Here is a 13,635-nt window from a genome sequence, read left to right as displayed (position 1 = left end):
GCCCTCATGGTGAGGAGGCGCGCAAGCGCCGTCTCGAACCATGAGGCCCCAGTCCGGACCTCATCCTTCGAGACGCTCGCTGACGCGAGCTCCTCAGGATGAGGGGTGAGACCGGTTGCGCAGACGGCTCAGAGCTTTCCGTCGGCGGCCATCTTCATATAGGTCGGATCGAAGCGCAGCTTCACGTTGGTCGTGGAGCCCAGCGCCTTCGTCGGCGTGGAGATGCCGACCGCATCCTTCGACTTCACGTTCTCGCCGAGCAGATTGTGATCGAAGCAGAAGGTGCGGACGTGATCCATGATCTTCGGCAACTCCGCCCCGGTCATGAAGGCGAGCGCATCTTTCGGCTCGTAATACATGAACGTGGTCTTGAGCTGGGTCTCGAAGCCGGCGAGATCGGTGCCCGACAGCTTGGCCATCGCCTCGCGCGCGGCCTTGCCCTTCTCGCTCTGGTCCTTCATCAGCGCGATGGTCTCGTACCAGATGCCGACCAGCGCCTTGCCAAGCTCCGGATTGTCCTTCAGCGTCGCGCTGTTGACGACCAGGAGATCCTCGATCTCGCCCGGGATCTTGCTGGAATCGAACACCAGCGTCGCGCCCGGCTCGGCCTTCACTTCCAGCAGTTGCGGATTCCAGGTCACGACTGCGGTGGTGTCCGGCGATTTCGCGGCAGCGACGATGTCGGCGTCGGATGTGTTGACGGTCTTGATGTTCTTCTCGGACAGCTTCGCAGTTTCGAGCCCGCGCGCCAGCAGATAATGCGACACCGAGAGCTCGACGAGGTTGACCTTCTGGCCCTTGATGTCGGCCAGCGTCTTGCCCTTCTTCAGCACCACGCCGTCATTGCCGTTGGAGTAGTCGCCCATGATGATGGCCGAGGTGTCGACGCCGCCGGCAGCAGGGATGGTCAGCGCATCCATGTTGGTGACGGTGACGCCGTCGAACTTGCCGGCCGTGTATTGATTGATCGACTCGACGTAGTCGTTGATCTGGGTGACCTTGATCGAGATGCCGTATTTGTCGGCCCACTTCTTGACGATGCCGGACTCGGCCGCATAGGGCCACGGCATCCAGCCGACATAGATCGTCCAGGCGATATTGAACTCTTTCTTCTTTTCAGCCAAGGCCGGCGACAGCGATGCGGTCGCCAGCGTGGATGCAGCGAGCAGTGCAACAAACAGATTTCGCGCGTTGAACATGTCCAGTCCCTCATAGGTTGTGCGACCTGCGGACTGGCATGAAGAACCTCGTGCCTGCCAAGCGCGGCCACTGAGGTCTCCCGGGTTTTTATCCCGCCGTGCACCAGGGCTCTCCCCTGGCGGCTGCTCTCGGACCAGCATTCTCTCGACGAGAACCGGAACCCTAGCTGCCAACTCTAAGCAATTGGAGGAGCAATCCGCGTGCCAGAGAAAAGTGCTTGCGATTCAACGCAACGCACTGCAGCCTGTGCTCAAAAAAATGGCACCACGAATTGATCTTGGGCGATGAGGCTCATCGGCGGGGCGACAGCCATACCGAGGAAGCATGAACCGGTCGGCGCGCACGGACGACTCATCAGGCCAGCACATCAGCCGCCTTGGTTTGGAGTCTCGTTAATGATCAACTTGTCCCGGGTGGCAGTCGCAAGCGTGCTGGCTCTTTGTGTCAGCGCCGGAGCAGCCGTCGCGCAGAGCGCACCGGCCCAGGATACGCCAGCCCAACCCGCTCCCGCCGCAAGCCCCGCCCCCGCCGCAACAGCGACTCCTGAGCCTGCACCCGCCGCATCGACCGACAAGGCCGGCGACATCAAGCCTGCGAGCGATGCGGCCGCGCCGAAGAGGAAGCGGACCAAGGTCAGCACGCGAAAGGAAGTCGAGGAGTCGTTGCGTAGCGGCAAGGTGCCCTCGCGCTACCGCAGCCGCGTGCCGAAGGAGTACCAGAAGTATATCCCGTTCGGGAGATCGCTGCTTGCAAGCGCCTAGGTTGGCGGCGTCAGCTTGACGATGATTCCGACGATCAGCATGAAAGCGATGCACAGCACCGTCTCAAGGTCGGCGTGATCCGACCAGAAGCCGCGCAGACCGGCCACGGCTTTTTTCGGTGCTTCCATTCGGAGATGAGGCGCACGCATCTGCTCAACCTTTGATAAAAGGCAAAACAAAGTACCACCTGAGAGAATAGCCCCGTCCAAGCCGCGCCTCAATGCGAAAAATCAGCGCATGACAGCACGGCTGCTAAAATCTACGCACCCGCGCGCGACATGATCTTGATGTGAGTCAATCCGCTTCCATGTCGTCTCGGCGGGATCGCGCCGTTCTCAAATCCCGAGATACCGATGCTGCAGGTCGGGCTCGGCCATGAGCTGGTCCGAGGTGCCGCTCCAGACCGTGCGGCCGCGCTCGATGATGTAATGGCGGTCGCAGATGCGGGTCAGATGTCCGACGTTCTTGTCGATGACGAGGATCGACTGCCCGCGCGACTTCAGCAGCGACAGGCAGTTCCAGATCTCCTCGCGGATCAGCGGCGCCAGGCCTTCGGTCGCCTCGTCGAGGATCAGCAGCTTCGGATTGGTCATCAGTGCCCGGCCGATCGCCAGCATCTGCTGCTCGCCGCCGGAGAGCTGATTGCCCATGTTGCCGCCGCGCTCGGCTAGCCGCGGAAACAGCGCGTGGATCTTATCGAGCGTCCATGGATCGGACGCGCCGAGCCGGTTGGTGGAGGCCGCGACAAGGTTTTCGGTGACGGTGAGGTTCGGGAAGATCTGCCGCCCCTCCGGCACCAGGCCGATGCCAAGCTGGGCGATCCGGTAGGATGGCAGCCGCCGTGTCTCCTGGCCGCTGAAACGGATGGTGCCCGCGCGCGCCTGAGTCAGGCCCATGATCGAGCGGATGGTCGTGGTCTTGCCCATGCCGTTGCGGCCCATTAGCGAGACCATCTCGCCGGGCCGAATGGCCAGGGACAGTCCGAACAGGACCTGGCTCAGGCCGTAGCAGGTCTCGATGCCGTCGACCTCGAGCAGCATGCCGTTCGTCTTGTGATCAACCATGGCCGACCACCACGTGCTGATCGCCGAGATAGGCGCGCTTGACCTCTTCGTTCTGCCGGATCTCATCCGGCATGCCCGACGCAATGATGCGGCCATAGACCAGCACCGAAATGCGGTCGGCCAGCGCGAACACCGCCTCCATGTCGTGTTCGACCAGCACGATTGACACCTCGCGGCGCAGCTCCAACAACAGCTTCACCATGCGCTGCGACTCGGTCACCCCGAGACCGGCCATGGGCTCATCGAGCAACAGCAGTTGCGGCTTGGTTGCCAGCGCGACCGCGAGCTCCAGCTCGCGCTGCTCGCCATGGCTGAGCCGGGACACCAGCACGTCGGCGCGATGGCCGAGACCGACGCGCTCCAGCGCCGCGTGCGCGGCGGCGCGCAGCGGCTTGTCCTTGCGGGCAGCCGCGAAGAAACGGAACGAATGCTTGCCGTCATGGGCCTGCGCCGCCAGCGCGACATTGTCGGCCGCGGTGAAGTCGGTCAGCAGCGAGGTGATCTGGAACGAGCGCGCCAGCCCGAGCGCGCTGCGCTTGTAGGCAGGGAAATGCGAGATGTCGCGCCCGCCGAGGAAGATGCGTCCGCCGTGCGGCGCAAGATGGCCAGTGAGCTGGCTGATCAAGGTGGTCTTGCCGGCGCCGTTCGGACCGATGATGGCGTGGATCTCGCCCTTGGCGACGTCGAGGCAGACGTGATCGGTGGCGATGATGCCGCCGAAGCGGCGCACGAGATTGTCGACGCGAAGCAGGGGTTCAGCCACGGTTCAACCTCCCGAGCATGCCCATGATGCCGCCGCGCCCGAACAGCACGATCAGGAGCAGCAGCGGGCCCATGATCAGCGCCCAATACTCAGTGAGTTGCGACAGCACCTCTTCCAGCACCAGGAACACGACCGAGCCGACGACCGGCCCCATCAGGGTGCCCATGCCGCCCAGGATCACCATCACCATCAGGTCGCCGGAGCGGGTCCAGTACATCACGGCGGGGCTGACGAAATCGGTGTTGTTGGCAAGCAGCGCGCCTGATAGCCCGCACAGCATGCCGGCGATGACGAAGCAGGCAAGCTTGTAGCGTTTCGACGGAAAGCCGATCGCCTGCATGCGCTGCTCGTTGGAGCGCAGGCCCTGCAGCACCAGGCCGAAGCGCGAATTGACGATGCGCCAGACCAGCACGACGATGGCCAGCAGGCAGCCGAGGCACAGATAGTAGAACTGCACGCGGTTGCCGAGATTGATCAGGCCACCGAAATCGCTGCGCTTGTAGACCGTGAGCCCGTCATCGCCGCCATAGCGGGCGAGGCCCGAAGCGACGTAATAGGCCATCTGCGCGAAGGCCAGCGTGATCATGATGAAATAGACGCCGCGGGTGCGCAACGACAGCGCGCCGATCACCAGCGCATAGAGCGCCGATACCGCGATCGCCACGGCGAACTGGGCCCAGCCGGAGCCGATGCCTTCCTGCGCGAGGATGCCGACGGCGTAGCCGCCGATGCCGAGATAGGCGGCATGGCCAAAACTCATCATGCCGCCATAGCCCATGATCAGGTTCAGGCTGACCGCCGACAGCGCCAGGATCACGATACGCGTGAACAGCGTGAGGATGAAGATGTTGCCGGAGAGGTTCGAATAGACCGGCAGCAGCACGAGGCCGGCGACCACCAGCGCGGCGAACACGTTCTGGACGTTGAGTTGCGATTTCATCTGCGGTTGGCCGGAAACAGACCTTCAGGCCGCGCCACCAGCACGATCGCCATCAGGAGATAGATCAGCATCGACGACAGCGCCGGCGCCGCGGTGGAGGCCGCTGCCGAATTCAGCACCTGGCGCAGCAGGTTGGGCAGGAAGGCGCGCCCCATCGTATCGATCAGGCCGATCATGATCGCGGCGATGAACGCGCCGCGGATCGAGCCGATGCCGCCGATCACGATCACGACGAAGGCGAGGATCAGGATGTTCTCGCCCATGCCGATCTGCACCGTGAGGATCGGCGCCTGCATCAGCCCGGCGAGGCCGGCGAGCGCGGCGCCGAGGCCGAACACCAGCGTGTAGAGCAGCTTGATATTGATACCCAGCGCGCCGATCATCTCGCGGTTGGAGGCGCCGGCGCGGATCAGCATGCCGATGCGCGTGCGCATGACGCCGAGATAGAGGAGCAGCGCCACCAGCAGCGCCACCACGATGATGGCGAGGCGATAGGCCGGATATTGGATGCCGGGCAGGATCGTGACCGGGAAGGCGAGCCAGGACGGCAGCGGCAGCGCCAGTCCCGCCGGGCCCCAGATCAACCGGACGGCCTCGTTGAAGAACAGGATCAGGCCGAATGTCGCCAGCACATGATCGAGGTGGTCGCGCCCATAGAGATGGCGCAGTGCCGTAAATTCGAGCACGATGCCGAGCAGAAGCGTGGCGCCGAGCGCCAGGATGGCCCCGAGAACGAAGCTGCCGGTCCAGGCCACGAAGGTCGCCGCGAAATAGGCGCCCATCATGTAGAGCGAGCCATGGGCGAGGTTGACGAGGTCCATGATGCCGAACACCAGCGTCAGACCGGCAGCCAGCAGGAACAGCAGCAGTCCGAACTGCAGCCCGTTCAGGAATTGTTCGACGACGAGAAGCATGCCCCTCACTTCACGCTCAAAAAGACGGCGGCAGAACCGTTGCAGGCGCTGCCGCCATGTCCGCCCCGATCTTAGGCCGGAGATGTTTTAAGCTTCAAGCAAATTCCAGGCCTGTTTGGGCCAGACCCGGATTCTTTTCGCTCATTTCATCGGGCACTTGTCGTGGAAGCGGTCCTGGTCGTTCTCGACGATGGTGGCGACCGTCTTCAGCGAGAGCTGGCCGTCGGCATCCTTCACCACGTCCTGCAGGTAGAAGCTCTGGATCGGGATGTGGTTGTTGCCGTATTTGAACGCGCCGCGCAGCGACTTGAAGTTGGCCTTCTCCATCTCGGCCTTCATCGCGTCCTTCTTGGACGTGTCGCCCTTGACCGCAACCACCGCGCTGTTGATCAGTTGCGCCGCGTCATAGGCCTGGGCGCCGTAATAGGTCGGTCGCAGGCCGGTATATTTCTTGCGGTAGTCCTCGACGAACTTCTTGTTCTGCTCGTTCGGCAGGTCGTTGACCCATTCCTGCGCGCCGGGCACGCCGATCGCATTATCCTTCTGCAGCGGCAGCGACAATTCATCGACCGTGAAGGCGGTGTAGAGCGGCATCTTCTCCTTGAGGCCGGCCTGCGAATATTGATTGAGGAACTGCACGCCGGCTGCGCCCGGATAGAACACGAAGATCGACTCGGCGCCGGAGGCGCGGGCCTTGGAGAGCTCGGCCGAGAAGTCGAGCTGGCTCGGCCACACCGTATATTCCTCGCCGACGACCTGGCCCTTGAAGGTGCTCTTCAGGCCCGCCAGCATGTCCTTGCCGGCCGCATAGTTGGGTCCGATCAGGAACACCGACTTGACGCCCTTCTGGTTCATGTAGAGGCCCATCGCGGCAGGCGTCTGGTCGTTCTGCCAGGAGGTCGAGAATACGTAGGGCGAGCACAATTCGCCGGCGAGCTGCGAGGGGCCGGCATTGGCCGAGATCAGGATGGTCTGGGAATCCACAGCCGTCTTCAGCGATGCCAGCAGCACGTTCGACCAGATGTAGCCGACGATGAAATCGACCTTGTCGGACTGCACCAGCTTCTCGGTCTTCTGCTTGCCGACGTCAGGCTTCTGCTGGTCGTCCTCGTAGATCACCTCGACCGGCTTGCCGTCGATCTTGCGGCCGAGATGGTCGAGCGCGAGCTCGAACGAATTGCGCATGTCGTTGCCGATCACGGCGGTCGGACCGCTGAACGTCGAGACGAAGCCAATCTTGATGGTGTCGCCGGCAAAAGCGGCATTCGAAACGATGAGCGCCGCAGCACTCGCCAGCCAGAAGCTCGTCTTCATGGTCTTCCCTCCCCTCAAACAGATCGTTCTTATCGTTGTTTCGTCACCGGCACGCAGCAGCACGGCGAACGGCGGCGTTTCGCCGCAGCGTCCCGTTACGCGGCCTTCGCGCCGCGCGCCACCGATCCATGCACCATAATTCCCGGAAATGGGCAAAGGCAAGAACTATAGTGCTTGTTAAGGATACTGCGGCACAGCAAAAGCCGGCCGCGTCAGCATGACACGGCCGGCTGCGATGCTGTTCATCTCCCGCCTATCGACCGTCACTTCACCAGCGCGCAACCACCGTCGGCGATCGGCCGGAACGCCTGCTCGGCCGGGATCGTCGAGACCAGGCGATAGTAGTCGTAAGGATATTTCGACTCGTCCGGCTTCTTGACCTCGAACAGATACATCGGGTGCACCACGCGGCCATCGGCGCGGATGGTCACGTCGCCGAACAGCTTGTCCTTGCCCTTCACCGTCTTCATCTGCGGCACCACGTCCTTGGCATCGTCGCTGCCGGTGGCCGCGACCGCGTTGAGATAGGCGAGCGTCGAGGCATAGACGCCGGCCTGGTTGCCGCTCGGCATCTTGCCGTTCATGCCCGGACGTGCGGCGAAGCGATTGGCGAAGGCGCGGGTGTCGTCGTCCATGTCCCAATAGAACGCTTCGAGCAGCTGCAGGCCCTGCGCCGCCTTCAGGCCCATGCCGTGGACGTCGTTGATGAACAGCAGGAAGGCGACCAGCGACTGCCCGCCCTGCTGGATGCCGAACTCGGACGCCTGCTTGACGGCGTTGATGGTGTCGCCGCCGGCATTGGCAAGCCCGATCACCTTCGCCTTCGAGCCCTGCGCCTGCAGCAGGAACGAGGCAAAATCCGTGGTGCCCAGCGGATGCTTGGCCGAGCCCAGCACCTTGCCGCCATGCTTCTCGATGTAGTTGGTGGCTTCCGCCTCGATGCCCTGGCCAAGCGCGTAGTTGACCGTGATGAAGTACCAGTCCTTGCCGCCGCGCCCCATCATCGCGGCTGCCGTGGTGTTTCCCGTCGCCCAGGCGTCGTTGACCCACTGGATGGTGTTCGGCGAGCACGCCTTGCCGGTGAGATCGGAGCTTGCGGTCGACGAGGCCAGGAAGGTCATGCGGCTGTTGCGCAGCAGCTCGTTCACGGTGAGGCCGACGGCCGAGTTGGGCACGTCGACGACGGCATCGACCTTGTCGACATCGAGCCATTTGCGCGTGATCGCCGAGCCGACATCGGCCTTGTTCTGGTGGTCGGCATAGACGATCTCGACCTTGATACCTTTGCCGCCGCCGTTGAAATCCTCCGCTGCCATGCGGGCGGCCTCGACCGAGCCCATGCCGTTGGTGTCCTGGAAGATGCCGGAGATGTCGTTGAGCACGCCGACGCGCACGACATTGTCCGAGATCTCTCCAGCCCACGCCGTGGCCGCAAGGCCGACCGATGCGGCCAGCGCCAGCGCGCAAGAATTGAACTGTTTCATCAAAGTCCCTCCCCGTGTGTTGCTTGTTTTGATTGTTGTCGCTGCATCCGGACATCGCGTCCGGACGCAGAAGAGTCAGCTCTGCCGGTCCGGAATGCGGATCACGAGCCCGGCGAGCCCCGGCTGAACCTTGATCTGGCAGGACAGCCGGCTGTTCGGCCGCCGCTCAGCCGCGGTGCCGTCGAGCAGGGCGTCCTCGTCGTCGGACACCGGATCCAGCTTCGACGCCCAGGCCTCATCGACATAGACGTGACACGTCGCGCAGACGGCGTTGCCGCCGCATTCGGCGACGATGCCGTCGACGCCATGGGTCAGCGCCGCCATCATGAGGCTGTCGCCGTCCACGGCCTCCACGCGCTCGCTGCGGTTGTCGGCATGAATGAAGGTGATCGTCGTCATGGCATCGCTCAGGCTGGAGTGAAGGTGACCGGCAGGCTGGCAAGCCCGCGCAGCGTGTTGTTGTAGCGGCGCACCGGCTCAGCGCTCATCGTGATGCTTCCCACCTTGCGCGCCAGCGCGGTCAGCACCGCCTCGCCTTCGAGCCGCGCGACGAGCTGACCGACGCACATGTGGATGCCGGAGCCGAAGCCGACATGGCCGGAAACTTTGCGGGTGATGTCGTAGCTGTCCGGCTGCTCCCAGCGGCGCGGATCGCGGTTGGCGGCGCCCAGGAACATCAGCACCTTTTCGCCTTCCGGAATGACGACGCCGCCGAGCTCGACATCACGTGTCGTGGTGCGGAAGAAGGTCTGCACCGGGCTCTCGAACCGCACGGCCTCCTCGAACGCGTTGCGCGCCAGCGAGGGATCGGCGCGCAGCCGAGCCCACTGGTCGGGAAAGCGGGCGAGGCAATATACCGCGGCACCGACGCCATAGACCGTCGTGTCGAGCCCGGCCGACAGCAGCGAACGCACCAGCAGCGGCGCCTCGGCCGGCGTGATCTCGCCGGTGTCGGAGAAGGCATGAATGCAGGCGCCGAAGCCGCCGGGCGTGAGGTTGTCGCGCTGACACTGCGCCGTGACATAGGCCTGGTGCGGCGCCGAGCGCTCGATCGCCTGCTGGCGCAATTCGTTCGGCGGCCCGAACGCATTGAACACCAGGCTCGCATAGGGAATGAGATGCTCACGTCCCTCGGGCTGGAGCCCGAGCGCATCGGGAAACACCGACAGCGGATAAGCCTCGGCGAGATCGGGGATCGCATCGAACGCGCCGCGCGCCACGAGCTCATCGACCTTGGCTTCGGCCGCGGCCATGAAGCCGTCGCGCAGCCGCTTCATGACGGCCGGCGACAGCACCTTGCTCAGCACCGCACGGGTGCGCGTATGCGCCGGCGGATCGGCCTCCAGGATCAGGCTCGCCGGCCGCCACGGCTTCTCCTTGGTGAAATCGCTGAGGCCCACGCCGCGGCTGGAGCAGAAGGTCTGGGGATCGTTGAAGACCGCATAAACCTCGGCATAGCGGGCAACGCCGTAGACGTTCCATGTGTCGAGATAGACCACAGGCCCGGCCTCGCGCATCTCGTGATGTGCCGGATAGGGATCGTCGAAGAAGCCATAAGAAAACGGATCGATGGCGAGATGCGGAATCGCCGGCGCACCGGCTGGGCTGGCGGAAAGACCTGTTGGGTTCATGCTGACCTCCCGAAGTTTGGCCTTGTCATGCGGCTTTTCGTGTCCCTATGAGTGGCAATGCATGGACGCTGGGGGTCATGAGCGAGAAATCCGGAACGCCGCGCAAAGCGCAGCCGCGCCAGGCAGAGGGGCAAGGCCTCACGCTCGATCTCGATCGCTATGTGCCGGCCTTCATCACCTTCATCGCCAACAAGCTGTCGAACAGCGCCACCGCGTTCTACCAGCGCAATTTCGGCGTCAACGTCACGGAATGGCGAATCATGTCGCTGCTGGCGATCGAGCCGGGAATTCCGGCCTCGCGGATCTGCAGCGTGATCGGCTTCGACAAGGGCCCGGTCAGCCGCACCCTGGCGCTGATGAAAAGCCGTGGCCTGATCGCGATCCGCAACGACCCGCAGGACGGCCGCAGCCATTCGATCTCGCTGACGGCGAAGGGGCGCGCGACGCATGACAAGGTCATCATCGCCGCGCTGGAGCGCGAGCGGCGCCTGTTGGCCTGTCTCGACAAGAATGAGCAGGAAGTGCTGATCACGCTGCTGCGCCGCATCCACGACAATCTCGACGCCGTCACGGGCGCGAGCTGAGCCAGTCGGATATGAGCCGTTAAACGGCTGACCTGTCCGCTGGGGTGGTCCATCAGCGCGCACGCAAGCGGCCGCGCCTGCGGCGAGCAGGCTGCGCATGGCGTTTCCGTCCCCTCTTCGAGACGCAGATCATCCCGCGCCTCCATCATTCAACGAGTCGATCGTTCCACGAATTAGTTGCTTTGGCAACGATAGATTTGGATCGCTCCATTTGTCGCAGCGCGAAAAGGCTGCCGCGCTGATGTTTCCAATTTTAGGCATCGGCGAAGGCGCGCAGCAATTTCGCCCTGCTATGCCGTGTCGGCACGGCGCCCCTCTTGCGGCGCGGCCTGCGGGGAGAGGCGAATGTTGGGGTTCATTTTCGGATTCAATGCGCGCCTCGGCCGCCTGCAATATTTCCTGGCCTCGATCGGTCTCGCCGTCGTCACGGGGATTCTGGCTGTCGTCGTCGCCGTGGGTCTGGCCGCCATCGCTCCGCAAAACTCGGCGCTCGCGATCAGCGTGCCGATCATGGTGGTGATCGGCCTGTGCCTGCTGGCGAACCTGATGCTGCAGGCGATGCGCTTCCGCGACATCGGCTGGGATCCGGTCTGCGTGATCCCCGCCTGGATCGCGATCATGGTCCTGGATTACGTCATTGCCACGCGGTTTCCGGAATACGCGGCGACGGCCGCGCATTCCGGCACCTGGGTCGGCGCGCTGATCAATCTCGGCCTCTGCGTCGCGCTCTTGTTCTTTCCGAGCAGCGCCGACGACGCACCGTCGTCCGGCGGAGCGAGCCGCGCGCCGTCGGCCACGGTCCGGAGCGCCCGCAGCGCGGGCTCGGCCACCGAGGCGCGGCTTGCGCGGATCACCAGCGGTGACGCCGGCCGGCGCGGGTGGTAGGCGGCCCCTGTCTGGCGCTCAGGCTGCTGCTTAATTAGGCAAAACGCTGAGACCATGCCGGCCGCCAAGCCGCTCAACTCGTCGGCGGCTTCTCCAACCCTCTGATATATCGGATTTTTCGTCGCAATCACGGCGTCGGCGCCGTGTACACAATGGCACATGGCTTGCTACGTTCGCAGCAGGATCGGCGACGCGGAGCGCAAGGACATGGCCAATCAAAGAGCGGGTTCGGATGAGACGCGGGGCGTCGCGTGACCGAAACCATTGCCGAGATCGTCGCCGGCCACCGCGCCGGCCTGATGACGCCCAGGGAGACCGTCGCGCGGAGCTACGCGCGCATCCGCGCCCACAATGATCCCGCCATCTTCATCAGCCTGCGCGACGAGGCGGATGCCGTCGCCGAGGCCGAGGGCCTTGCGGCCAAGGATACGGCGACGCTGCCGCTCTACGGCGTGCCGGTCGCGATCAAGGACAACATCGACGTGGCGGGCCTGCCGACCACGGCCGCCTGCCCGGCCTTCGCCTATACGCCGGCGCGCGATTCCACCGCAGTGGCGCGGCTGCGAGCGGCCGGCGCCATCATCATCGGCAAGACCAATCTCGACCAGTTTGCCACCGGCCTCGTCGGCGTGCGCTCGCCCTACGGCATTCCAAAAAATCCCGTTCACGGCGATCTCGTGCCGGGCGGATCGAGCTCCGGCTCGGCGGTCGCGGTCTCAGCCGGTCTCGTGCCCCTGTCGCTCGGAACGGATACGGCCGGCTCCGGCCGCGTCCCGGCGATGCTCAACAACATCGTCGGGCTGAAGCCCAGCCTCGGCATGATCTCGACGTCGGGTCTCGTGCCGGCCTGTCGCACGCTCGACTGCATCTCGGTGTTCGCGCTCACGGTCGACGACGCCGCCACGGCGCTCTCGGTGGTCGCCGCGCCCGATCCGCTCGATCCGTTTTCGCGCGACCGGCCGCTGGCGGCCGTGACGGCCTTTCCGACGGGCGTGAAGCTCGGCATTCCTCGCCCCGGTCAGCTGATCTTCTTCGGCGACAAGGCGGCAGAGGCCGCATACGGGGCCGCAGCGGCGCGCTTCGTCAAGCTCGGCGCCGAGCTCGTCGAGTTCGACCTCGAGCCGTTCTACGAGACCGCGCGGCTGCTCTATGAAGGTCCGTGGGTCGCCGAGCGCTACCTCGTCATCCGCGATCTCCTGGCCTCCGATCCCGACGCGATTCATCCGGTGACGCGCGAGATCACCATCGGCGGCGCGCGCGGCACCGCGGCCGACACGTTCGCCGCATTGTATCGCCTGCAGGCGCTGCGCAAGGTGGCGGAACGCACCTTCGCCGCGGTCGATGCGCTGCTGCTGCCGACGGCGCCGACCGCCTACACGACCGCGGAGGTGCTCGCCGATCCGATCCTGCTCAACAGCCGGCTCGGTACCTACACCAACTTCGTCAACCTGCTCGACCTCTGCGGACTGGCCGTGCCGGCCGCGATGCGCAGCGACGGCATTCCATTCGGCATCACACTGCTGGCGCCAGCCGGGCGCGACGCGGCCCTCGCCAGCCTCGGCCGCGCGTTCCATGCCGACACGGCACTGCCGCTCGGGGCGAAGTCGATCCCCCAGCCGCCGCTCGCCGCGCCGTCCGCATCACTGCATGGCGATGAGATCGCCATCGTCGTGGTCGGAGCGCATCTGTCGGGCATGGCGCTGAACCACGAGCTGACAAGTCTCGGCGGCCGGCTGCTCGAGGCGACAGCGACCGCGCCGGACTACAAGCTGTACGCGCTGTCGACCACGCCGCCCAAGCCGGGCATGCTGCGGATCGAGCCGGGCCAAGGCACCACGATGGCCGTCGAGCTCTGGGCCCTGTCGGCGGCGAGCTTCGGCAAGTTCGTCAACCTGATTCCGCCGCCATTGTCGATCGGCACGATCCGACTCGCCGACGGCCGCAACGCCAAGGGTTTTCTCGTCGAGCCCGCCGCCCTCGACGGCGCCCGCGACATCTCGGAGTTCGGGGGCTGGCGGGCGTACATGGCGCAGAAGAGCTGATCGGTTTTGCTCGTCATCATGGCGAGCGGAGCCGTAGGGTGAGCAAAGCGGCC

At 64.7% G+C, this 13,635-nt stretch carries 14 protein-coding genes and 1 riboswitch; of the genes, 4 read left to right on the top strand and 10 right to left on the bottom strand.

The window, feature by feature from the left end; translation table 11 throughout:
- Positions 1–128: 128 nt before the first annotated feature.
- Positions 129–1,199, bottom strand: a complete 1,071-nt coding sequence (locus S58_RS03260; RefSeq protein ID WP_015663812.1) for a putative urea ABC transporter substrate-binding protein — start codon at positions 1,197–1,199, stop codon at positions 129–131.
- Between the two features lie 75 nt (positions 1,200–1,274).
- Positions 1,275–1,377, bottom strand: a riboswitch (guanidine-I (ykkC/yxkD leader).
- Between the two features lie 218 nt (positions 1,378–1,595).
- Here S58_RS03260 and S58_RS03255 point away from each other — a divergent pair.
- Complete coding sequence (locus S58_RS03255) at positions 1,596–1,961, top strand: hypothetical protein (RefSeq protein ID WP_015663811.1); 366 nt, start codon at positions 1,596–1,598, stop codon at positions 1,959–1,961.
- Here S58_RS03255 and S58_RS03250 read toward each other — a convergent pair.
- The 9 genes from S58_RS03250 to S58_RS03210 all read right to left on the bottom strand — a co-directional run bounded on the left by S58_RS03250 (position 1,958) and on the right by S58_RS03210 (position 10,071).
- Entirely contained in the window at positions 1,958–2,170 is a 213-nt protein-coding gene (locus S58_RS03250; RefSeq protein ID WP_244440695.1) for a transporter, read from the bottom strand. The two genes, S58_RS03255 and S58_RS03250, sit on opposite strands and share 4 nt — an antisense overlap.
- Positions 2,171–2,296: 126 nt before the next feature.
- Positions 2,297–3,001, bottom strand: a complete 705-nt coding sequence (locus S58_RS03245) for an ABC transporter ATP-binding protein (RefSeq protein WP_083938785.1) — start codon at positions 2,999–3,001, stop codon at positions 2,297–2,299.
- Positions 3,002–3,017: 16 nt separating this feature from the next.
- Positions 3,018–3,788 (bottom strand): ABC transporter ATP-binding protein, encoded by a 771-nt coding sequence (locus S58_RS03240; protein WP_015663809.1) that lies wholly within the window; start codon positions 3,786–3,788, stop codon positions 3,018–3,020.
- Complete coding sequence (locus S58_RS03235) at positions 3,781–4,728, bottom strand: branched-chain amino acid ABC transporter permease (protein WP_015663808.1); 948 nt, start codon at positions 4,726–4,728, stop codon at positions 3,781–3,783. The genes S58_RS03240 and S58_RS03235 overlap by 8 nt, the downstream gene beginning before the upstream one ends.
- Positions 4,725–5,642, bottom strand: coding sequence for a branched-chain amino acid ABC transporter permease (locus S58_RS03230; protein WP_015663807.1), 918 nt, complete (start codon positions 5,640–5,642; stop codon positions 4,725–4,727). The genes S58_RS03235 and S58_RS03230 overlap by 4 nt, the downstream gene beginning before the upstream one ends.
- 141 nt (positions 5,643–5,783) lie before the next feature.
- Positions 5,784–6,956: an ABC transporter substrate-binding protein gene (locus tag S58_RS03225; RefSeq protein WP_015663806.1), complete on the bottom strand. Its 1,173-nt coding sequence runs from the start codon at positions 6,954–6,956 to the stop codon at positions 5,784–5,786.
- Positions 6,957–7,219: 263 nt separating this feature from the next.
- Entirely contained in the window at positions 7,220–8,440 is a 1,221-nt protein-coding gene (locus S58_RS03220; RefSeq protein WP_015663805.1) for an ABC transporter substrate-binding protein, read from the bottom strand.
- 75 nt (positions 8,441–8,515) lie between these two features.
- Positions 8,516–8,839, bottom strand: a complete 324-nt coding sequence (locus S58_RS03215; protein WP_015663804.1) for a 2Fe-2S iron-sulfur cluster-binding protein — start codon at positions 8,837–8,839, stop codon at positions 8,516–8,518.
- An 8-nt stretch (positions 8,840–8,847) separates the two neighbouring features.
- Positions 8,848–10,071, bottom strand: a complete 1,224-nt coding sequence (locus S58_RS03210) for a cytochrome P450 (RefSeq protein WP_015663803.1) — start codon at positions 10,069–10,071, stop codon at positions 8,848–8,850.
- Positions 10,072–10,148: 77 nt separating this feature from the next.
- Between S58_RS03210 and S58_RS03205 the strand changes: the two genes are divergently transcribed.
- The 3 genes from S58_RS03205 (at position 10,149) to atzF (ending at position 13,582) form a co-directional block, all read left to right on the top strand.
- The gene (locus tag S58_RS03205; RefSeq protein WP_015663802.1) at positions 10,149–10,655 is read left to right on the top strand and encodes a MarR family winged helix-turn-helix transcriptional regulator; all 507 of its coding nucleotides are present in this window, start codon (positions 10,149–10,151) and stop codon (positions 10,653–10,655) included.
- 345 nt (positions 10,656–11,000) lie between these two features.
- Positions 11,001–11,540: a DUF805 domain-containing protein gene (locus S58_RS03200; protein WP_015663801.1), complete on the top strand. Its 540-nt coding sequence runs from the start codon at positions 11,001–11,003 to the stop codon at positions 11,538–11,540.
- Positions 11,541–11,791: 251 nt separating this feature from the next.
- Positions 11,792–13,582, top strand: coding sequence for an allophanate hydrolase (gene atzF / locus S58_RS03195; RefSeq protein WP_015663800.1), 1,791 nt, complete (start codon positions 11,792–11,794; stop codon positions 13,580–13,582).
- The last annotated feature ends 53 nt before the right edge of the window (positions 13,583–13,635 follow it).

The organism is Bradyrhizobium oligotrophicum S58 (assembly GCF_000344805.1).
In the GTDB taxonomy this organism is placed as follows: domain Bacteria; phylum Pseudomonadota; class Alphaproteobacteria; order Rhizobiales; family Xanthobacteraceae; genus Bradyrhizobium; species Bradyrhizobium oligotrophicum.
Note: the sequence above shows the minus strand (reverse complement) of the source record. Positions and strands in the feature narration are given on the sequence as shown.